Here is a 19,911-nt window from a genome sequence, read left to right as displayed (position 1 = left end):
GGCGGTGCGGGCACCGTGCAGGCATGTGCCGACTCTTCGGGATGACGACCGGCGGGCCGCGCGTGCACGCCACGTTCTGGCTGCTGGACGCCCCCGACAGCCTGTCCTCGCAGAGCCGCCGGATGCCCGACGGGACCGGGCTCGGCTGGTTCTCGCTCGGCGAGGAGCCGGTCCGCGACCGGGCGCCCATCGCGGCGTTCAAGGACGCCGACTTCAACGCCGAGGCCCGCGACGTCGTCTCCCACACGTTCATGTCGCACGTCCGGTATGCCTCGACGGGCAGGCCGGACGTGCACAACTCGCACCCGTTCGTCATGGACGACCGGCTGTTCGCGCACAACGGCATGGTCCGGGGCCTCGACGTGATCCGGTCCTGGCTCACCGACGTGGACCGCGCGCAGGTCCGCGGGCAGACCGACTCCGAGCTGGTCTTCGCCTACGTCACGGCGGAGATCCGGCGGAACGGCGACACCACCGCCGGGCTGATCGCCGCGGTCCGGCGGATCGCCGCCGAGGTGCCGGTGTTCGCGCTCAACGTGCTGCTCGCCGAGTCGGGGCGGCTGTGGGCGCTGCGCTACCCCGACACCCACGAGCTGTGGGTGCTGAAGCAGGAGCTCGGTGAGGAGGAGGCGGCCCGCCGCCTGGAGGCCGGCCGGGAACCCGGCCGGGTGCACGTGTCGGCGCACCGCGAGGCGGCGCCCGCACACGTCCTCGCCAGCGAGCGGATGGACGGCGCGCCCGGCTGGCGGCTGCTCGACCCCGGCGAGCTGCTCGTCGTGGACGGCGCGGTCGCGACCTCGCTGTTCCCGTTCGACCCGCCGGCCCACCCGGTGTCCCTCGACGATCTGTCGGTGACCGAGGCCACGTCGCAGACGTGATCTGCTTCACCCGCGGCCACGTAGGGTTGATCGGGTCGGACGAGCGCCCCCGAGGAGTCCCGGAGCAATGGAGCACGAACTCACGCTGATGGCGGTCCACGCCCACCCGGACGACGAGGTCCTCAGCACCGGCGGGCTGCTCGCGCGCTGCGCCGCCGAGGGGATCCGGACCGTGCTGGTCACCTGCACCAACGGCGAGCAGGGCGACGACTCCGGCGGTGTGAAGCCGGGCGAGCCGGGCCACGACGCGGAGGAGGTCGCGCAGCGGCGGCTGGCCGAGGTGCGCGAGTCCGCGGGGATCCTGGCGGTCGAGCACCTGGAGCTGCTCGGCTACCGCGACTCCGGCATGGAGGGCTGGTCCACCAACGAGGACCCGCGGGCGTTCGCGAACGTGCCGCTGGAGGAGTCCGCCGGGCGGCTGGCCGAGCTGATGGAGCGGTACCGGCCGCAGGTCGTCGTCACCTATGACGAGAACGGCGGCTACGGGCACCCCGACCACATCCAGGCGCACCGCATCGCCGTCGCGGCCACCGAGAAGACCGGCATCCCCGACAAGCTGTACTACACGGCGATCCCCCGGTCCGGCATCGCGCAGATGTTCGAGTTCGCGAAGTCGGCGGGCGTGGACCTGGGCTTCGAGCCGCCGGACGACTTCGGCGTCCCGGACGAGGTGATCACCAGCGTGGTGGACGTCGCGCCCTACGCGGCCCGCAAGGTGAAGGCGCTGGAGGCGCACGCGAGCCAGGGCGAGAACATCTTCTTCCTGCGGCTGCCCGAGGAGGTCCAGCACATGGCCTTCTCGAACGAGACGTTCATCCGGCACTTCAACCGCGTCGACGCCGCTCCCGACCACGAGGACGACCTGTTCGCGGGCCTGCGCTGACGCCCCGGCCGCGCTGACGCGGCCTGCCATGCTGACGCGGCCTGCGTTGGCGGCCCGGCGCCACCGGGGCTCAGGCGGGCGTTCCGCGCCTCGCCTGGGCCCGGTAGTGGTCGAGGACGTCCTGCCGCAGCAGGTGGCCGAAGCCCGCCCGCTCCAGCCGCAGCGCGAGGGCCGCCTCGGTGATGCCCAGCGCGGCGGCGGTCGCGTCCAGCCGCCACTCGTGGGCGGCCAGGCGCGTCAGCAGGTGCCCGCGCCGCACCTGCGAGTCCGAGAGCCGGTAGGTCTTCAGGTAGGCGATCCGGCCGTCCGCGCCGGTGACCGTCTCACCGATGTGGTTCTCCTTGCGGAGCCCGAACGACGGCAGGAACCGCGCCAGTTCGAAGCCGTGCAGATGCTGCACGGTCTGGCGGGAGCCGTCCTCGTCGAACAGGTCGCCGGCCATGACCTCGTCGTGGAAGGCGGCCCATTCCTCCCGGCGGCGGGCCGCGGCGGCGCGCAGGTCGTGGAGCGAGGTGATCCCGGCGCCGTCGATCCCCGCCGACAGGTCGCCGGCCGGGGCGCCGAGCAGCCCGTAGGTGTAGATCAGCTCGCCGAACAGGTCCTCGACCAGGGTCGCGTGCAGCGCTCGGTAGTCGTCGGGATGCGGCGTGACGAACGCGCCGGCCAGCGCGTCGGCCACGTAGACGAGCACGCCGCACTGGCCGGGATGGATCTCGAAGATCCGCAGCGCGTCCTCCAGGCCGTGGACCCGCAGGCCGAGGTAGCTCTCCTCGCAGCGCGGCGACAGTCCGCGCGTCACCGCCCGCCGCGACCACTCCTCCCAGAGGATCTCCGGGCCGCCGAAGTGCAGCGCGAGGTAGCCCTCGACGACCAGGTGCAGGGGCAGGAACCGGAGGCGGTCCTTCCCGGCCTTGCGCGCCATGCGCCGGGTGAACCGGACGGGCATGCGCGGGGACGCGACCGCGGTGTCGCGCTCCAGCAGGCGCGTCCCGTAGGAGGCGGCCGGCGTCTGGTCGCCGTCGTTCCAGGTCGCCACGAACGCGTGCGGGACGAACGACACATAAGCGGTCCCGTCGCCGACGTCGACGACCGACACCGGCTCCTCGTAGGCCTTCCGGTGCAGCCGCAGGTGCGGGACGGGCTCGTCCCGGACGAGCGGGACGAGCCGCACGGACCCCCACACCTGCGCGGGCCGGGTCTCCAGTCCTTCCAGCTCGAAGCTCATGCGCGCTCCCCCAGGAACCGGGCGGTGCGGTCGTCCAGGTGGGCGCGCAGGCCCGCCAGGCCGACCTGCCGCTCCGCGAAGCGGGCCAGCTCGACGAGCGTCGGCAGGTCCTCGGCGTCGCGGATGCCCGCGGTCGGCACGCCGGGCGACAGCCGGCGCACGTCGAAGTCGTCCGCGTCGTACACCGGGTTGAGATGGGCGATCAGGACGCGCTGCCCGGGCGCGAGCCGGTGCCCGGGGTCGAGGCGCGTCCGCCAGATCCGCAGGACGTCGGCGGCGAGACCGGGCGGCGCGTTGTCGAAGCCGTCGGAGACGATGACGAGCCGGTCGGGGCGCGTCTCCAGCGCGTCGATGATCCGCTCCCCCAACGGCGTCGGGCCGAAGGGGTAGACGAGCAGCTCGTCGGTGCGGCCCGACGTCCACAGCGGCGCGTACTCCTTGGCGAGCGCCTCCAGCAGGTAGTGGGCGGCGAGCGCGACGGCGAGCGGCCGGCGGCGCTTCTGCCCGGAGCCGATCGAGGAGTGGCTGTCGTCCAGCACCGCCGCGACGCGGCCCCAGGACCCGCGTGCGGCGCCGGCGACGCGGCGCCCGGCGGCGCGCAGCGCCCCGGTCAGCTCGGCGCGGCGGGCCGCGCGGTCGTCGAGCGGGAGCGCGAGCACGTAGGACGCGAGCCGGGTCAGCGGCATCGCGGTCAGGTCCGCCGCCACGGCCGCGGCACCGGCCTCCCGGGCGTTCTCCTGCAGCCGCAGCCGCTCCAGCCTGGTCATGCGGGGGGCGCGATGCGCTCCAGGAACACCTCGCGCGGGACGCGGTGCTTCGCCGCGAACCCCTCAGCGACGGTGTAGGGCAGCTCGTACAGCGCGCCCTTCTCGTAGTGCGCGCGCCGCCACTGATCGAGGATCGGCGTCTCGTAGGACTTCGCCGCGAGCGGGTCGAACAGGAAGCCGCGGAGCTCGCCGCCGGGCTGGACGTGCGCGTGCCGGACGGCGGTCTTGACGCCGTTGCGGTACTTCACGGCGTCGAACGCGGGGTCGGCGCGGGCCTCCAGCCAGCCGCGGATGATCGCGCGCGTGCGCCGGTTGTTGACCTTCAGCCGGCGCAGCTCGCGGAACAGCCGGTACACCCGCTGCCGCGGCATCAGCTCGAGCCGCCGCGCGATCAGCCGGCCCTCCAGGCGGCGCCGCTCCGCGTCCGCGTCGGCCGACCGCACCAGCAGGTTGCGGATGATGATCGCGGCGTTGTGGTCGTTGACGTCGAGCGCGAGCGCCGCGGCATAGACCTCGCGGTAGTTCTCCAGGGTGTAGTCGTGCAGGAACCCCAGGGAGAGGCGCTGGTCACCGGGGGCGTGGTGGAACTCCCGCTGGCCGGTGGAGGTGATCGCGGCGTTGACGAACATCAGCGCGTCCTCGCAGGCGATCAGGTCCGCGAACGTCTCGCTCATCGTGATCCAACGTCGGCCGGGGGCTGGGTCCAGGAACGGGGTGCCGGCCGGGGAAGGGGAGCGCGAGCTGCGAATCATCGCTTTACAGGGCGGGTTCCGGAAGTCGCACCGAAGTCCCGCGGCCGGCCCCCGCACCGTAGCACCGGGGCGCGGGGACGGTCGCGGCCATTTCCGGCGTCAGGGGCGGTAGGTGCCGAAGTACCACTCGTTGCCGTCCAGGTCGCGGGCGGCGTAGTCGCGCGAGCCGTAGTCGGTGTCGGCGAGCTCGCGAAAGATCTCGGCGCCGGCGGCCTTGGCGCGGGCGTGGTGCGCGTCGGGGTCGTCGACCGCCACGTACACGGCCGCCTTGACCTGCACGCCGGCGCCGAACATGAAGAGCCCGGTGTCGTACCCCATCTCGGCGTGGACGATCTTTCCGGAGTCGTCCCGGTACACGTTGTGCTGGACGAACCCGAACGCCTTCTCCAGCCACTCCATCGACTTGTCCGGGTCGGCGGTGGCGATCAGCGGGTAGAAGGTCCGCCGGATCTCGCTGGTCATGTCGTCCTCCTCGGTCGCCTGGTGACATGCCCAGTCTCCGCCGCGCCTCCCCCGCCGGTCTTGGACGAATGGGAGGCCGGGGGAGGTCAGGCGGCGGGCGGGGAGGTCAACGGCGGGCGGCGTCGCGCTCGTCGGCGAGGCGGCGCGTCTCCTCGGAGACGGGCGCGCCGAGGATCGCGGCGACGACGTCGATCAGGTAGCTGGTGAACAGCCGGTCGTCGGTGCGCGGCCCCGAGCGCGCGCGGCGGGCCAGCTCCGTCGCGGCGTAGAGGATCGCGGTGAACCGGCGGTGCAGCCGCGCCGCGTCCTCCTCCAGGACGGGTTCCACGAGGTCCCGCCACCGGCACAGGCTGTCGGTCTTCGGCGGCTGCGCCGCTCCCCCGCCCGCACCCGGCTCCGGTGGATCGTCGGGGACGGCGAGCGGGAGCAGCGGGCGCGGCCGGTTCACCACGTCCGCCCAGATCTGCAGGAACGCGCGGCCCGACGCGTCGCCGAGGCGGGCCGCCATGGGCCGGACGAGCGCGGCGGCGAGCGCGCGCCCGCCCGTCCCGCCGTCGGCCTCGTAGGCGTCGAGCAGGGCGTGCCGGCGCGCCTCGATCTCCGGGGCGTGCCGGGCGAAGATCGCGCGCACGATCCCCGCCCGGTCGCCGAAGTGGTACTGCACGGCCGTGGCATTGCGGGCGCCGGCGGCCTGCACGATCTCGCGCAGGCTGACGGCGTCGATCCCGCGCTCGGCGTAGAGCCGCTCGGCCGCGTCCAGCAGCCGCTCCCGCGTCTCGTTCATTCGTTACCTATAGCCTGTTCCAGGGCGTCGGCGAAGCGGGCGCGGGCCGCCTCGCGGCGGGTCGGCAGGTGGCCGGACGGCCACAGGCCCTCGACGGGCTCGACGTCGCGCAGCAGCTGCCGCGCCACGGTGATCTTGTGGACCTCGGTGGGGCCGTCGGCGATGGCCATCGCCTGCGCGCCCATCATCATGGCGGCGAACGGCATCTCGTTCGACACGCCGAGGGCGCCGTGCAGGTGCATCGCGCGCTGCGCCACGTCGTGGTACACCTTCGGCATCGCGGCCTTGACCGCGGCGATGTCCTTGCGGACCTTCTTGTAGTCCTTGTGCTTGTCGATCAGCCAGGCGGTGCGCAGGACCAGCAGCCGGAACTGCTCGATCTCGATCCAGCTGTCGGCGATCTTCTCCTGGGTCATCTGCATCTTCGCCAGCGGCCCGAACCGGGTCTGTCGCGAGACCGCGCGCTCGCACATCATGTCGAACGCCTTGCGGACCTGCGCGATCGTGCGCATGGCGTGGTGGATGCGGCCGCCGCCGAGGCGGGTCTGCGCGATGACGAACGCGCCGCCCTCGTCGCCGAGCAGGTTCTCGGCCGGGACGCGGACGTTCTCGTAGCGCAGGTAGCCGTGCGAGCCCTCGCGCTCGCCGCCGACGCCGACGTTGCGGACGGTGGTCAGCCCGGGCGTGCCGGCGGGGACGATGAACATCGACATGCCCTCGTAGGCGGACACGTCGGGGTTCGACACCGCCATGACGATCAGGAACTCGGCGTGCCGCGCGTTGGAGGAGAACCACTTCTCGCCGTTGATGACCCAGCCGTCGCCGTCGCGGACGGCGCGCGTGGTGAACAGGGTCGGGTCGGCGCCGCCGTGCGGCTCGGTCATCGAGTAGGACGAGGAGATCTCGCCGTCCAGCAGCGGCCGCAGGTAGCGCTCCTTCTGCTCGGGCGTGCCGAAATGGGCGATGATCTCGGCGTTGCCGGAGTCGGGCGCCTGGCAGCCGAACACCGACGGCGCCCACCGGGACCGTCCGAGGATCTCGTTCAGCAGCGCGAGCTTCACCTGCCCGTAGCCCTGGCCGCCGAGTTCGGGGCCGAGGTGGCACGCCCACAGGCCCTTCTCGCGGACCTGGTCCTGCAAAGGCCGCACCATCGTCTTGTAGCGGGGGTCGGACTTGTCGTAGGGGTCGCCCAGCACCAGGTCGAGGGGTTCGACCTCGTCGCGGACGAACGCGTCCGCCCAGTCGAGAAGTTCCTGGTAGGCGGGGTCGGTCTCGAAGTCCCAGGCCATGGCGAGCCTCCTGCGGTCGGTGCGCTCCGTCCCGTGAATAATCGAGCCATCTCAATGAATAATGCAAGTGCATGACTGTTACTCTCCGGTAGACCGCCGTACCCGAAGGGAACCGCCGTGCAGCCTGAGCAGATCGACCCCGCGCTCGTGGACTTCGCCGTCCTGGCCGCGTGGATGGACGGGCAGGGCCTGCCGGACGGCCCGTTCGAGAAGGTCGAGCCGCTCACCGGCGGGACGCAGAACACGCTGGTCCGCTTCCACCGCGGCGGCCGGGACTACGTGCTGCGCCGCGGCCCCGCGCACCTGCGCGCCCGGACCAACGACGTGCTGCGCCGCGAGGCGCGCGTGCTCGCGGCGCTCGACGGCACCGACGTGCCCGCGCCCCGCGTGATCGCCGCCTGCCCGGACGAGTCGGTCATGAACGGCGCCGTGTTCTACCTGATGACGCCGGTCGAGGGCTTCAACGCCTCGGTGGCCCTGCCGGACCGGCACGCCGGCGACGCGTCCGTCCGGCACGCGATGGGCCTGAACGCGGCGCGCGCGCTGTCCGCGCTCGGCGCGGTCGACCACGAGGCGGTCGGGCTGGCGGACTTCGGCAAGCCGGAGGGCTTCCTGGAGCGGCAGGTGAGCCGCTGGCTCTCCGAACTCGACTCCTACAGCGCGCTCGACGGCTACCCCGGACCGGACATCCCGGGCCTGGACGACGTGGCGCGCTGGCTGGAGGAGCGCCGTCCCACGACGTGGCGGCCGGGCATCCTGCACGGCGACTACCACCTGGCCAACCTGATGTACTCCTTCGACGGCCCCGAGGTCGCGGCGATCGTCGACTGGGAGATGTGCACGATCGGCGACCCGCTGCTCGACCTCGGCTGGCTGCTGGCGACCTGGCCGCAGCACGGCGACGAGAGCGCGCGGCTGGCCGGGCCGCTGGGCGCGGCCGGGGGCCTGCCGTCGACGGACGAACTGGTCGCCGCCTACGCCGAGCGCGCGGACGCGGTCGCCGGCCGCGACCTGTCGTCCATCACGTGGTACGCGGTGCTCGCCTGCTTCAAGCTCGGCATCGTCCTGGAGGGCACGCACGCGCGGGCGTTCGCGGGGAAGGCGCCGAAGGAGACCGGCGACATGCTGCACGCCATCACGCTCGGGCTGTTCCGCCGGGCGCAGGCGTTCATCGCCTCCTGACCCTCGCGGGTTCCGGGCGCACGGCCCCCTGAAAGCCACTTCCCGTAGTACTACGTCTTGTAGAACTACAGTGCGTCGTACTACGTTCGGTCGTACAGGTCACCGGCGACCGACCCCCACGGGAGTGGCGCATGTCCCTGACCGAACGGCGCACTTCGACGGCCGAACAAGCCCTGAACGCCCTCGACGACCGGCTCGGCACCACCGGGTTCGCCCGCCGCGCCGCCCGCAAGGCGTTCCCCGACCACTGGTCCTTCCTCATCGGCGAGATCGCCCTCTACTCCTTCCTCGTCCTGCTCGCCTCCGGCGTCTTCCTGACGTTCTTCTTCAAGCCGAGCATGGGCGAGGTCGTCTACCACGGCTCCTACACCCCGCTCCGCGGCGTCGAGATGAGCGAGGCATACGCCTCGACGCTGCACATCAGCATGGACGTGCGCGGCGGCCTGCTCGTGCGGCAGGTGCACCACTGGTCCGCGCTGATCTTCATCGCCGCGATCCTGGCGCACATGCTCCGGGTGTTCTTCACCGGCGCGTTCCGCAAGCCCCGCGAGCTGAACTGGCTGCTCGGCATCGTGCTGTTCACGCTGGCGATGGCCAACGGGTTCACCGGCTACTCGCTGCCCGACGACCTGCTGTCCGGCACCGGGCTGCGGCTGGTCCTCGGCGCCGCGCAGGCGATCCCGCTCGTCGGCAGCTACCTCGCGTTCTTCCTGCTCGGCGGCCAGTTCCCCGGCACCGACCTCATCCCGAGGCTCTACGTCGTGCACGTGCTGCTCGTGCCGGGCCTGATGGCGGCGCTGGTGCCGCTGCACGCGATCGTGCTGCCGTGGGTGCAGAAGCACACCGACTTCCGGCGCGGCCGCAGCACCGAGCGGACCGTCGAGGGCAAGCCGTTCTACCCGGTCTTCATGGCCAAGACCACGGCGTTCGTCCTGTTCACCGCCGGGGTGACCGTACTGCTGGCGGCCTTCCTGCAGATCAACCCGGTCTGGCAGTACGGCCCCTACTCCCCCACCGCGATCAGCGCGGGGTCGCAGCCCGACTGGTACCTGGCGTTCGGCGACGGCGCGCTGCGGCTGATGCCCGGCTGGGACGTCACCGTCGCCGGGCACACGCTGTCGTTCGGCATCCTCGTCCCGCTGCTGGTCATCACCGTGTTCTTCACGCTGCTCGCGCTGTACCCGTTCATCGAGCGGCGCGCGACGGGCGACACGGCGATCCACCATGTGCTCGACCGCCCGCGCGACGCCGCCACGCGGACGGGCCTGGGCGCGGCCGGGATCGTCTTCTACGGCGTGCTGTGGGCGGCGGCGGGCAACGACGTCATCGCCGACCGGTTCGAGGTGTCCCTGTTCGCGACCACCTGGTTCTTCCGCATCATGCTCCTGGTCGGGCCGGTGCTGGCGTTCGCGGTGACACGGCGGCTGTGCCTCGGCCTCCAGCGCCGCGACCGGCTGCTCCTTGAGCACGGCGTCGAGACGGGGATCATCGTCCGCGCCCCGTCCGGCGGGTTCAGCGAGCGGACCCGCCCGCTCGCCCCCGAGGCGGCGGAGCGGCTCCGGGCGAGGACGGCCGTACCGGGGCCGCGGGGCGGGCCGATCGCGCGGCTGTTCTCCGGCGGTGAGCTGGAGCGTTCCGAGGAGGCGGGAGAGGAGCGCCGCCCGGTCCCGCGGTGATGCGATGATCACGGGTGGGAGGTGCCGCGATGGAGATCCGCAGCGGCGGGTCGGACGACGTACCCGTGATCATGGCGATGCTGGACGGCGCCGTCGCCTGGCTGGCGAGCAACGGGCGGACGGGCCAGTGGGGCGCCGAGCCGTGGTCGCGCGACCCGCGCCGGGTCGAGCGCATCACCGGCATCGCCCGCGACGACGAGATCCTGGTGGCGGAGGTCGGCGGCCGCCCCGCCGGGGTCATGGCCGTCGCGCCGCGCCCGCCGTCCTACGTGGGCGCGGCCGACGAACCGGAGCTGTACATCACGCTGCTGGTCACCGACCGGGCGTTCGCCGGCCACGGCGTCGGCGCCGCGCTGATCGCCGAGGCGAAGAGGCTGGCGCGGGCGCGCGGCGCCGGGCTGCTGCGCGTCGACTGCTACGGCGGCGGCGACGGGCGGCTCGTCGGGTACTACCGGAGCCAGGGGTTCGCGACGGTCGCCGAGTTCGAGGTGGGCGGCTGGCCGGGGCAGGTGCTGGCCCAGCGCGTCGACGCCGCGGGCTGATCCCCGCCCGCCCCGCCCGCCCCGCCCGCCTTGCGGATCGCGGCGGGCGGGGCGCAGTCTGGAAGGGACCGGTGGGATCGGGGCAGTCGGTGACGCCCTTACGCCGCACGGACGGCGACCGAGCCGCTCGCCCCGTCCCACCGGTCTGCGCGAATGCGCGTGGCCTCAGGCGGACTGGCCGGTGAGCTCGCCCGCCGGGTCCTCCGGCGCGGCCAGCCGGTCGCCCGCGTCGGCGGTGTAGTCGCCGGCGCTCGTCTCGTCCCGGCCGGCCGGCACCTTCAGCGCCCGCACGACCAGCGTGACCACGACCGCGACGACCATGTTGAGCACGAACGCGGTCAGCGCGATGTAGCCGGTGTGGCCGACGAACGGGATGTCGGCGAGCGGCGAGCCGAAGTGGCTCTGCGTCGGCGACGCCTGGTCGTAGGCGGTGTACGTGCCGTACGCCATGCCCGCGGCCCAGCCGGCGAGCAGGCCCCAGCGGTCCAGCCACCGCGTGTACAGGCCGATGCCGATGGCGGGGAACGTCTGCACCACCCAGATGCCGCCGAGCAGCTGCAGGTTGATCGCCAGCGACTTGTCGAAGCCGAGCACGAACACCAGCGCGCCGAGCTTCACCAGCAGCGACACCAGCTGCGACACCCGGGTCTCCTCCTCCGGGGTCGCGTCCGGCCGGATGAAGGAGGTGTAGACGTTGCGGGTGAACAGGTTGGACGCGGCGATCGACATGATCGCGGCCGGCACCAGCGCGCCGACCCCGATCGCGGCGAACGCGACGCCGGCGAACCAGTCCGGGAACACCTGGTCGAACAGCTCCGGCACCGCCAGCTGCGGGTTGCCGGCGTGCTTGACGGCGGCGACGACGCCGGGGTGGGCGAGCGCCATGTAGCCGAGCAGCGCGAGCAGCCCGAGCAGCAGCGAGTACGCGGGCAGCAGCGCCGCGTTCCGCCGAATCACGTCGCGGCGCCCGGCCGCGAGCGCGCCGGTCACGCTGTGCGGGTAGATGAACAGCGCGAGCGACGAGCCGAGCGCCAGCGTCCCGTACGCCCAGTGCGTCATGTCGCTGGTGAACAGCGAGCCGGCGGGCTTGCCGGTCGCCGGGTTCGGCTTGGCGAGAGCGGCGGCGGACTTGTCGAAGATGCCGTCCCAGCCCCCGAGCTTGGTGGGGATGTAGACGATCGCGACGATGATCACGATGTAGATCAGCGCATCCTTGACGAACGAGATCAGCGCCGGCGCCCGCAGCCCCGAGGTGTAGGTGTAGGCGGCCAGCAGCGCGAACGCGATGAACAGCGGCAGGTCCTTCGCCCAGCCGGACCCGGACACGCCCATCACCGTCAGGACGGCCTGGATACCGACGAGCTGGAGCGCGATGTACGGCATCATCGCCAGGATCCCGGTGAGCGCGATGGCGAGCCCCAGCGACCGGGAGCCGTACCGGCCGCGGACGAAGTCGGCCGCGGTCACGTAGCCGTGCCGCTGCGCGACCGACCACAGCCGCGGGCCGATCAGGAACACGATCGGGTACGCGATCGCGCCGTAGGGCACCGACCAGAAGCCCATCGCGCCGCCCGCGAACACCGCCGACGGCACGGCGATGAACGTGTAGGCGCTGTAGAGGTCGCCGCCGAGCAGGAACCAGGTGATGAACGTGCCGAAGCTGCGGCCGCCGAGGCCCCATTCATCGAGGTGCATGATGGTCTGGCCGCGCCGCCAGCGCGCGGCCGCGAAGCCGACCACGGTCACCGCCGCGAAGAAGACGATGAAGATGGTCAGCTCGACGCCGTTGACGTCCTTCACTTCGCCGCACCCCGCTTCCGGGTCAGCAGGTGGGCGCCGCCGATGCACACGGCGGTGAGCACCACCCACAGGAGCTGCCACCAGTAGAAGAACGGGAAGCCCGCCACGTGCGGGCCGTCCTTGGCGTACGTCGGCACGGCCAGGTAGACGGCGAACGGGGCCACCAGCAGGACGCCGGCCACGACCTTCCGCGCCGGGGACGGGCCGGGAGGGGGCTGCTGGGCTGGAGACGCGGGGGCGGGGGACGTTTCACTCACGGACTGACCTCCGGGGCCGGGGGAACGAGCGGCCAGGGCGAATCTCGCCCCCGGCAATATTGCGATCTTCGAACCGCCGGCACCAGCCCCGGGGCCATTTGTTGACCAAGTCGAGCCCTCTGCCGTTTTCCTGCCAGCGGACCGGTCCGCGGGCACGGCATGCTCGGCTCATGGACGAAGCCCCCAAGGACCGGACGAACACCGGCCCGGCCCGCCGCGCGTTCCGGTTCGGCGTGGTCGGCGAGTCGATCTGCTCCGGTGCGCAGCTGCTCGCGACGGCGCGGCGTGCCGAGGACCTCGGGTACTCCGCGCTGGTCCTGCGCGACCACTTCGTGGCCGAGCCGTTCGGCGACCAGCTGGCCCCGATGGTCGCGCTGGCGTCGGCCGCCGCCGCGACGAGCACGCTGCGGGTCGGCACGATGGTGCTCTCCAACGACTACCGGCACCCGGTGATGCTCGCCAAGGAGGCCGCGACGCTCGACCATCTGTCGGGCGGCCGTTTCGAGCTGGGCCTCGGCGCGGGCTGGCTCCGCGAGGAGTACGAGGCGGCCGGGATGCCCTTCGACGCCGCGGGCGCGCGGGTGGGCCGCCTGGAGGAGTCGCTGCGGATCCTGCGGAGCCTGCTGTCCGGCGACAGGACGACCTTCGCCGGCGAGCACTACCGGATCGACGGCCTGGAGGTGTTCCCGCGTCCGGAGCACCGGCCGCCCCTCGTGGTCGGCGCGGGCAGCCGGCGGATGCTCGGCATCGCCGGGCGGCTCGCCGACACCGTCGGGATCCTGCCCCGCGCCCTCCCCGACGGGACGATCTCCGAGGAGATCACCGAGCGCCTCCCGGAGACCGTCGAGCGCAAGGTCGGCTGGGTCCGGGAGGCCGCGGCGGGCCGCGACGTCGAGCTGAGCATGGTGGTCACGCCCACGTTCGGCCCCGATCCGCGCCGCGCCGCCGCGAAGGTCGCGGTCATGCGCGGCTGGGGCACCGCGTCCACCGGCCTGGTGCTGGAGATGCCGTCGCAGTTCGTCGGGCCGCCCGAGCACATCGCCGAGCAGATGCTCGCCCGCCGCGATCGCTACGGCTTCACCTACTACCAGGTGCCCGACACGGCGATGGACGCGTTCGCGCCCGTCATCGCGCACCTCGCCTGACCGCGCGTCAGCGCAAAGGGGCGACGCGCGTCAGCGCGCGGGCCCGGCGAAGCCCGCGTTCATGGCGAGGCTGAGCGCGGGCTCGGTGAGCCGCCTCCCGGCCAGCGACCCGACGACGCGTCCGTGCTGGAACACGACGACCCGGTGGCACAGCTCGACCAGCTCAGCGAGGTCCGACGACGCGATCAGCACGACCTTCCCCTCGGCGGCCAGCCCGCGGACGATGCCGTGCAGCTCGGCGCGGGCGCCGACGTCGACGCCGCGCGTCGGGTCGTCCAGCGCCAGGACGGACGGGGCGGCGTCCAGCCACTTGGCGAAGACGACCTTCTGCTGGTTGCCGCCGGACAGGTCGCCCGCGCCGGCGCGCACGTCGCCGCGGACGCGCAGCCGCTCCAGGTGGCCGCGCGACCGGTCGACGAGCCGGGAGCGGCGCGGCAGGAACCCGCCGCGCCCCTGCCCGAGCCAGCTCACCGCCGTGACGTTCTCCCACAGCGCCTTGTCGAGCATCAGGCCGCGGCCCTTGCGGTCGCCGGAGACGAAGGCGACGCCCGAGGTGACGGCGTGCCGCGCCGACCGGGGCGCCCGCCCGCCCGGCAGCCGCACGGACCCCGACGACGGCCGGGCGCGGCCGCACACGGCGTCGAGGACGGCGAGGTGGCCGGCGCCCTGGAGCCCGGCCAGCCCGACGATCTCCCCGCCCGCCGCCGTCAGCGAGACGTCCCGCAGCCGGCCGGGGACCGTGACGCCGGTGAGGGAGACCGCCGCCCCGGCGGGGCGGCGGCGGGCTCCGTCCCGGACCGTCCGCCGGGCGCGGCGGCCGGTCCGGCGCCGTGGGCGGCGGGCTGGCCGAGCATCGCGGTGACCAGGGAGTCCAGGCTGACGTCCGCGGCCCCGGCGCCGGGCAGCACGACCCGTCCGTCGCGCAGCACGGTCACCCGGGTCGCGATCCGCATGACCTCCTCCAGGAAGTGGGAGATGTACAGCACGGCGAGGCCGCGCTCGGCGAGGCGCCAGGTGACGCCGGCGAGCCGCGCGGCGGCCTCGCGGGGCAGCGCGGAGGTCGGCTCGTCCAGGATGAGCACGCGGGGCTCCAGCAGCAGCGCCCGGCAGATCTCCAGCAGCTGCCGGTCGGCGAGCGGCAGCTCACCGGCCCGGGCGTGCAGCGGCGGGTCGATGCCCAGTTCTTCCAGGACGGGCGCGGCGAGCCGGCGCATCTCGCGGGTGCTGACCAGCCCGCGGCGCCGGGGCGCCCCGTAGGGGAAGAGGTTCTCCAGCACGGTCAGGTCGTCGTAGGTCATCAGCTCCTGCGAGACGATCGCGACGCCCTGCGCGGCGGCCTGCCGGGCGCCGGCGAACCGGACGGGCTCGCCGTCCAGCTCGATGGCGCCGCCCTCGGGCCGCACCACCCCGGAGATGATCTTCACGAGGGTGGACTTGCCCGCGCCGTTCTCGCCGACGAGCGCGTGTACCTCCCCCGCGTCCAGGGTGATGCCGACCCCGTCCAGCGCGGTGACGCCGCCGTAGTGCTTGACCAGGCCGGAGGCGACCAGCATGTCAGCGGGCCTCCTTGAGCGGCCGGATGCTCGCGTTCGGGTCCGCCAGCAGCTTGTCGAGCTGCGGCTTGTACCAGGCGTAGGCGTTCTGCACCGACTGCTGCCGCTTGAGGATCTCGTCGATGTTGCCGGAGTCCATCACCAGGCCGGGCGTCTTGAACCAGCCCGACGGCAGCTTGCCCTTGCCGTCGCGGACCGCCTTGATGAGCAGAGCGGTCGCGATGTAGCCCTTGAGGTAGTGCTCGGGGTCGATGCCAGCGAAGTTGGTGCCGCGCTTGATGGCGTCCAGCGTCTTCGGATCGACGTCGAACCCCGCGGTCAGGTACTTGCCGTGCCGCTGCTCCTTGAGCCGGGCGAGGTTGTAGCTGTCGGCGTCGCCGACGCCGAGGAACGCGAGCGCGTCGGGGTGCGCGTTGACCTGCGCCTGCCAGGCACCGTAGCTCTGCGCCGGGTCGCTGTAGGTCTGGAACGGGCCGAGGACGCGGATGCCCGGCGCCTGCTGCGCGAGCGTGTCCTTGATTCCTTTCGCGCGGCTGTCGAGGACGGGCGTCCCCGGGTTCGGGACGCCGATGACGATCGTGCCCTTGGCGTCCTTGCCGAGCTTCTTCACCGTCGCCTGAGCGAGCAGCGCGCCGAGCTCGTAGTTGTCGTTGCCGACGTAGAAGCCGACCTTGCTGCCGTCGGTGGGCGCGGTGTCCAGCGCGACGATCGGGATGCCCTTCTCGACGGCCTGCGCCGCCGGCCGGGTGAAGATCGGCGGGTCGAGGTTCTCCAGCACGATCCCGTCCGGGTGGGTGACGGTGAGGTTCTGGAAGAGCTGCTGCTCGGCGGGCCCGTCGGTGTTCGGCGGGCCGACGACCTTGAAGTCGACGTTCCCGGCCCGCTTGGACGCCTCGGTCGCGCCCTCGTACATCTCGCGGGCGAAGTTGAGGCTGTAGTTGGCGACGGCGATGCCCATCTTCAGCCGGCCGCTCTTGCCGCCCGACCCGCCGTCCCCGCAGGACGCGGTGGTCAGGGCGGCGCCGAGCAGCAGCGCCGCGGCGGCGGCGAGCGGCCCGCGGGGACGCGGGATCATGGGTTCCTCCCAGGTGAGCGCAGGTCGCGGACCGCGCGCAGGTCACGGACGTCGCGGACGCGGCGCAGCAGCGGCGCGGCGCCGACGGCGACGAGGATGACGCCCCCGGTCGCGAACGTCGTCCAGTTGATGGGGACCTCGAAGAACACCAGCGCCGCGGTGACGGCGCCGAGGATGAGGGTGCCCGCCGCGGCGCCGAGGACGGAGCCGGTGCCGCCCTTCAGCGGGGTGCCGCCGATGATGGCCGCGGCGATGGCGGTGAGCTCGTAGCCCTGCCCGATCGTGGGGTCGCCGGCGATGAAGAACGCGAGCGCGAGCACCGCGGCGAGGCCCGCCATCAGCCCGGACAGCGCCAGCGCCGCGATCCGGGTGCGGGCGACGGGCAGCCCGCCGAACTCGGCGGCCTCCGGGTTGGAGCCGATCGCCCGGACCCGCGCGCCGAACCTCGTCCGGGTGAACAGCACGGTGAGCACCACGACGGCGAGCACGAACACCCACACGGCGTCCGGCACGCCGAGCAGCTCCCCGCCGCCGAGGACGCGGAACAGCGCGTCGCCCTGCGGCAGGTCGGTGATCTGCTTGCCCTCGGCGAGCGCGAGGCCGACGCCGCGCAGCAGCATCGCGGTGGCGAGCGTGACGATGAACGACGGCAGCCGCAGGTACGTCGTCACCGCCCCGTTGAGCGCCCCGACCAGCGCCGACAGCGCCAGCACGGCCAGCGCCGCGAGCCAGGTGTTCCAGCCGTCGCGGATCAGCAGCGCGCCGACGACGACGCCCATCGCGTACATCCCGCCGACCGACAGGTCCACCTCCCGCATCGCGAGGGCGAACACCATGCCGAGCGCCATCAGCCCGACGTAGACGGAGTTGTGCGCGGTCGTGAGCAGGTTGCCGGTGCGCAGGAAGTCCGGCTGGAACAGCCCGACGCCGAGCACCAGCAGGATCAGCACGCCGACGACGCCGGCCTCGTCGGGGACCGGGCGGCGCGTCCGGCGGCGGGGCGCGGCGCCGCCGTCGCCGTTCGCCGGCGGCGCGGCGGCCGAGGGCTTCGGAACTGACATGCGGCGAGCATGTGACCGGCCGCTTCCGACGACAAGGACGCCGTTTCAATGAGTGAAAACGGCGCCTTGTCGGCGCCGCCGCGGTGGCGCACGCTGCCGTCCATGACGATGACGCCGTCCCTGAACGGAACGCAGCGGGTCGCCCTCGTCACCGGAGCCGCGGGCGGCCTCGGCCGGGAGTTCGCGATCGCGCTCGCCGCGCGCGGTCACCGGGTCGCGGGGCTGGACCTGGCCGACATGTCGGGCACCGCGGAGCGCATCCCGGGCGACCGGTTCCTTCCGGTCCGCGCGGACGTGACCGATCCGGACGAGGTCGGGGCGGCGGTGGAGGAGGCCGCCGCCCGGTTCGGCGCCCTGCACATCGTGGTGAACAACGCCGGGATCTACCCGCCGATCCCGTTCGAGAAGACGACGCTGGAGGACTGGCGCCGGATCATGCGGGTGAACCTGGACGGCCCGTTCCTGGTGTCGCGCGCCGCGCTCCCCCACCTGCGTTCGGCCGGGTGGGGGCGGATCGTCAACATCGTCTCGGCGGTGGTGTTCCTCGGACCGCCCGACCTGGTCGCCTACACGACCTCCAAGGCGGGACTGGTCGGCTTCACGCGCGCGCTGGCGAGCGCCGTCGGTTCTGACGGGATCACCGTGAACGCGATCGCGCCCGGCCTCACCCGCACCGCGACCGCCGCCCGGACGACGGGCGCGGACGGCGGCTTCGACCGGGTCCGGGCGCTGCAGGTGGTCCCGGCGACCGAGGAGCCGCGCGACCTGCTGTCGACGCTGCTGTACGTGGTCGACGAGGGCAGCGGGTTCCTCACCGGGCAGACGATCAACGTCGACGGCGGCTCCGCCAAGCACTGACATCCGGAAGGCAGGACATGAGGCCGATCGAGGCGCTGCTGGAGATCGCCCGGGACGAGGGCGTCACGCGGATCTTCGGCAACCCCGGCACGACCGAGTTGCCGCTGATGGACGCGCTCGTGGAGGCGCCGGACCTGCGGTACGTGCTGGGCCTGCAGGAGGCGTCGGTGGTGGCGATGGCGGACGGGTACGCGCGGGCGTCGCGCCGCACGTCGATGGTCAGCCTGCACGTCGCGGCGGGCGTCGCGAACGGGCTGATCGGGATGCTGAACGCGCTGCGGTCGCGGACCCCGATGGTGGTCGTCGCGGGGCAGCAGGACCGCCGGCACCTCGTCCAGGACCCGATGCTGTCGGGCGACCTGGTCGGGCTGGCGTCGGCGGCCACGAAGCAGGCGGTCGAGGTGCAGCACGCCCGCGACCTGCCGGTCCTCTTGAGGCGCGCGTTCGCGCTGGCGGCGCGGCCGCCGGCGGGCCCGGTGCTGGTGTCGGTCCCTATGGACCTGGTGGAGGAGGACTGCGACGTCGCGGTCCCCGCCCGCTCCCCCGTGACCGGCCCCGGACCGGCGGACGTCGCGGACGCCGCGGCGCTCCTCGCGGCGGCGGAGCGTCCGGTCGTGATCGCCGGTGACGGCGTGGGCCGGGCGGGCGCCGTCGCGGAGCTGGTCGCGGTCGCCGAGCGGCTCGGCGCGGTGGTGCATCACCAGCCGATGAACGACGGCGTCGACTTCCCCACCGGCCATCCGCTGTACGCGGGGATGCTGCCGCCGCGCAACGCGGTGATCCGCGAGACGCTCGCCGCGCACGACGCGGCGCTCATCGCGGGGTGCCACGCGTTCATGCCCCACCACTACACGCCCGGGCCGGCGGTCCCGGACGGGCTCGCGATCGTGCAGATCGACGAGGACCCGGCGGAGATCGGCCGCAACTTCGCCGTCCGGCACGGCCTGACCGGCGACCTCACCGGGACGCTGGGCGCGCTCGCCGCCGCGCTCGACGGGCGCGTGCCGTCCGCGAAGGAGCGGATCGAACGGCTCGGCGCCGCGCACGCCCGTGCCCGCGCGGAGACCGAGGAGCGGGCCCGCGCCGCCTACGGCCCCGCGCCGATGGACCCGGGCGCCGCCGCGCACGCCGTCGCCGCCGGGCTGCCCGGCGACGCGATCGTGGTCGAGGAGGCGATCACGGCCGGGTTGAAGCTGCGCGCGGTGCTGCGCCAGGACCGGCCCGGCTCGTACGTGCACACGGTCGGCGGCGGGCTCGGCTGGGGCATCGGCGCCGCGGTCGGCACCCGGATGGCCGTCGGCGACCGTCCGGTGGTCGCGGTCCTCGGCGACGGGTGCGCGATGTTCGGCGTGCAGGGACTGTGGAGCGCCGCACGCTACCGGGTGCCGGTCGCGTTCGTCGTCATGAACAACGGCGAGTACCGCACCCTCAAGGAGACCCTCGACGAGGGCGGCGGCGCGTCCGCCGAGCACCGCCGCTACGTCGGCATGGACCTGGCCCCTCCGGCGCTGGACTGGCAGGCCGCGGCGCGGCTGTTCGGCATCGCCTCGGTGCGCGCCGCATCGGCCGCCGAACTCGCGGACGCGGTCGCGTCGGCGAAGGACCTGGAGGCGCCGCTGCTGATCGAGGCCCCGGTCGCCGGGCACGCCCCCTCGTCCGGCGACCGGCCTCCGGGCGCCCGGTGAGCGGCGGGCCGCGCCCCCTTGCCGGGACGCGCGATCA

Annotated in this window: 20 protein-coding genes; 8 read left to right on the top strand and 12 right to left on the bottom strand. The window is 73.4% G+C overall.

Features of this window, described 5'->3' with window-relative positions:
• Nucleotides 1–23 precede the first annotated feature (23 nt).
• Together F9B16_RS06085 and F9B16_RS06080 are read left to right on the top strand one after the other, a co-directional pair.
• Nucleotides 24–878 (top strand): class II glutamine amidotransferase, encoded by an 855-nt coding sequence (locus F9B16_RS06085; protein ID WP_151538869.1) that lies wholly within the window; start codon nucleotides 24–26, stop codon nucleotides 876–878.
• A gap of 67 nt (nucleotides 879–945) precedes the next feature.
• Entirely contained in the window at nucleotides 946–1,761 is an 816-nt protein-coding gene (locus tag F9B16_RS06080) for a PIG-L family deacetylase (protein WP_151538867.1), read from the top strand.
• A gap of 70 nt (nucleotides 1,762–1,831) precedes the next feature.
• Here the strand turns inward: F9B16_RS06080 and F9B16_RS06075 are convergent, their stop codons facing one another.
• The 6 genes from F9B16_RS06075 to F9B16_RS06055 all read right to left on the bottom strand — a co-directional run bounded on the left by F9B16_RS06075 (nucleotide 1,832) and on the right by F9B16_RS06055 (nucleotide 7,040).
• Nucleotides 1,832–2,986, bottom strand: coding sequence for an ARPP-2 domain-containing protein (locus tag F9B16_RS06075; RefSeq protein WP_151538865.1), 1,155 nt, complete (start codon nucleotides 2,984–2,986; stop codon nucleotides 1,832–1,834).
• The gene (locus F9B16_RS52450) at nucleotides 2,983–3,753 is read right to left on the bottom strand and encodes a hypothetical protein (protein WP_225991403.1); all 771 of its coding nucleotides are present in this window, start codon (nucleotides 3,751–3,753) and stop codon (nucleotides 2,983–2,985) included. Before F9B16_RS52450 ends, F9B16_RS06075 begins: the two co-directional genes overlap by 4 nt.
• Nucleotides 3,750–4,427 carry a hypothetical protein gene (locus F9B16_RS52445; protein WP_225991402.1) on the bottom strand — a complete coding sequence of 226 codons (678 nt, stop codon included), beginning with the start codon at nucleotides 4,425–4,427 and terminating at the stop codon, nucleotides 3,750–3,752. Before F9B16_RS52445 ends, F9B16_RS52450 begins: the two co-directional genes overlap by 4 nt.
• Before the next feature lie 177 nt (nucleotides 4,428–4,604).
• A complete protein-coding gene (locus tag F9B16_RS06065) occupies nucleotides 4,605–4,967 on the bottom strand; it encodes a VOC family protein (RefSeq protein ID WP_151538863.1) in 363 nt (120 codons plus the stop codon).
• A gap of 106 nt (nucleotides 4,968–5,073) precedes the next feature.
• The gene (locus tag F9B16_RS06060; protein ID WP_151538861.1) at nucleotides 5,074–5,751 is read right to left on the bottom strand and encodes a TetR/AcrR family transcriptional regulator; all 678 of its coding nucleotides are present in this window, start codon (nucleotides 5,749–5,751) and stop codon (nucleotides 5,074–5,076) included.
• Nucleotides 5,748–7,040, bottom strand: coding sequence for an acyl-CoA dehydrogenase family protein (locus tag F9B16_RS06055; RefSeq protein ID WP_151538859.1), 1,293 nt, complete (start codon nucleotides 7,038–7,040; stop codon nucleotides 5,748–5,750). The genes F9B16_RS06060 and F9B16_RS06055 overlap by 4 nt, the downstream gene beginning before the upstream one ends.
• 117 nt (nucleotides 7,041–7,157) lie before the next feature.
• Between F9B16_RS06055 and F9B16_RS06050 the strand changes: the two genes are divergently transcribed.
• The 3 genes from F9B16_RS06050 to F9B16_RS06040 all read left to right on the top strand — a co-directional run bounded on the left by F9B16_RS06050 (nucleotide 7,158) and on the right by F9B16_RS06040 (nucleotide 10,440).
• A complete protein-coding gene (locus F9B16_RS06050) occupies nucleotides 7,158–8,222 on the top strand; it encodes a phosphotransferase family protein (protein ID WP_318839215.1) in 1,065 nt (354 codons plus the stop codon).
• Between the two features lie 131 nt (nucleotides 8,223–8,353).
• Nucleotides 8,354–9,898 carry a cytochrome bc1 complex cytochrome b subunit gene (qcrB, locus tag F9B16_RS06045; RefSeq protein WP_151538857.1) on the top strand — a complete coding sequence of 515 codons (1,545 nt, stop codon included), beginning with the start codon at nucleotides 8,354–8,356 and terminating at the stop codon, nucleotides 9,896–9,898.
• A gap of 29 nt (nucleotides 9,899–9,927) precedes the next feature.
• Nucleotides 9,928–10,440 (top strand): GNAT family N-acetyltransferase, encoded by a 513-nt coding sequence (locus tag F9B16_RS06040; protein WP_151538855.1) that lies wholly within the window; start codon nucleotides 9,928–9,930, stop codon nucleotides 10,438–10,440.
• A gap of 165 nt (nucleotides 10,441–10,605) precedes the next feature.
• Here F9B16_RS06040 and mctP read toward each other — a convergent pair whose 3' ends face one another.
• A complete protein-coding gene (mctP, locus tag F9B16_RS06035; RefSeq protein WP_151538853.1) occupies nucleotides 10,606–12,240 on the bottom strand; it encodes a monocarboxylate uptake permease MctP in 1,635 nt (544 codons plus the stop codon).
• Nucleotides 12,237–12,497 (bottom strand): DUF3311 domain-containing protein, encoded by a 261-nt coding sequence (locus tag F9B16_RS06030; protein ID WP_151538851.1) that lies wholly within the window; start codon nucleotides 12,495–12,497, stop codon nucleotides 12,237–12,239. Before F9B16_RS06030 ends, mctP begins: the two co-directional genes overlap by 4 nt.
• 170 nt (nucleotides 12,498–12,667) lie before the next feature.
• On the opposite strand from F9B16_RS06030, the gene F9B16_RS06025 reads away from it, so the two are divergent.
• Entirely contained in the window at nucleotides 12,668–13,642 is a 975-nt protein-coding gene (locus tag F9B16_RS06025; RefSeq protein WP_151538849.1) for a TIGR03621 family F420-dependent LLM class oxidoreductase, read from the top strand.
• Between the two features lie 30 nt (nucleotides 13,643–13,672).
• On the opposite strand, the gene F9B16_RS52440 is transcribed toward F9B16_RS06025, so the two are convergent.
• The 4 genes from F9B16_RS52440 to F9B16_RS06010 are packed head-to-tail and all read right to left on the bottom strand — an operon-like array spanning nucleotide 13,673 to nucleotide 17,331.
• On the bottom strand, nucleotides 13,673–14,323 hold the full coding sequence (locus F9B16_RS52440; RefSeq protein WP_264159684.1) for an ATP-binding cassette domain-containing protein: 651 nt from the start codon (nucleotides 14,321–14,323) through the stop codon (nucleotides 13,673–13,675).
• A 26-nt stretch (nucleotides 14,324–14,349) separates the two neighbouring features.
• Nucleotides 14,350–15,195, bottom strand: a complete 846-nt coding sequence (locus F9B16_RS52435; protein WP_225991401.1) for an ATP-binding cassette domain-containing protein — start codon at nucleotides 15,193–15,195, stop codon at nucleotides 14,350–14,352.
• Between the two features lies 1 nt (nucleotide 15,196).
• A complete protein-coding gene (locus F9B16_RS06015) occupies nucleotides 15,197–16,270 on the bottom strand; it encodes a sugar ABC transporter substrate-binding protein (protein WP_151538847.1) in 1,074 nt (357 codons plus the stop codon).
• Nucleotides 16,267–17,331, bottom strand: a complete 1,065-nt coding sequence (locus F9B16_RS06010; RefSeq protein WP_151538845.1) for an ABC transporter permease — start codon at nucleotides 17,329–17,331, stop codon at nucleotides 16,267–16,269. Before F9B16_RS06010 ends, F9B16_RS06015 begins: the two co-directional genes overlap by 4 nt.
• Nucleotides 17,332–17,379: 48 nt before the next feature.
• Between F9B16_RS06010 and F9B16_RS06005 the strand changes: the two genes are divergently transcribed.
• Both F9B16_RS06005 and F9B16_RS06000 read left to right on the top strand, forming a co-directional pair.
• The gene (locus F9B16_RS06005; protein WP_225991400.1) at nucleotides 17,380–18,189 is read left to right on the top strand and encodes an SDR family NAD(P)-dependent oxidoreductase; all 810 of its coding nucleotides are present in this window, start codon (nucleotides 17,380–17,382) and stop codon (nucleotides 18,187–18,189) included.
• Between the two features lie 17 nt (nucleotides 18,190–18,206).
• On the top strand, nucleotides 18,207–19,874 hold the full coding sequence (locus F9B16_RS06000) for a thiamine pyrophosphate-binding protein (protein ID WP_151538843.1): 1,668 nt from the start codon (nucleotides 18,207–18,209) through the stop codon (nucleotides 19,872–19,874).
• Nucleotides 19,875–19,911 lie beyond the last annotated feature (37 nt).

Origin of the sequence: Actinomadura montaniterrae (genome assembly GCF_008923365.1) — a bacterium.
Classification (GTDB): Bacteria; Actinomycetota; Actinomycetes; order Streptosporangiales; family Streptosporangiaceae; genus Spirillospora; species Spirillospora montaniterrae.
This window is presented reverse-complemented; position numbering and strand designations above follow the sequence as displayed.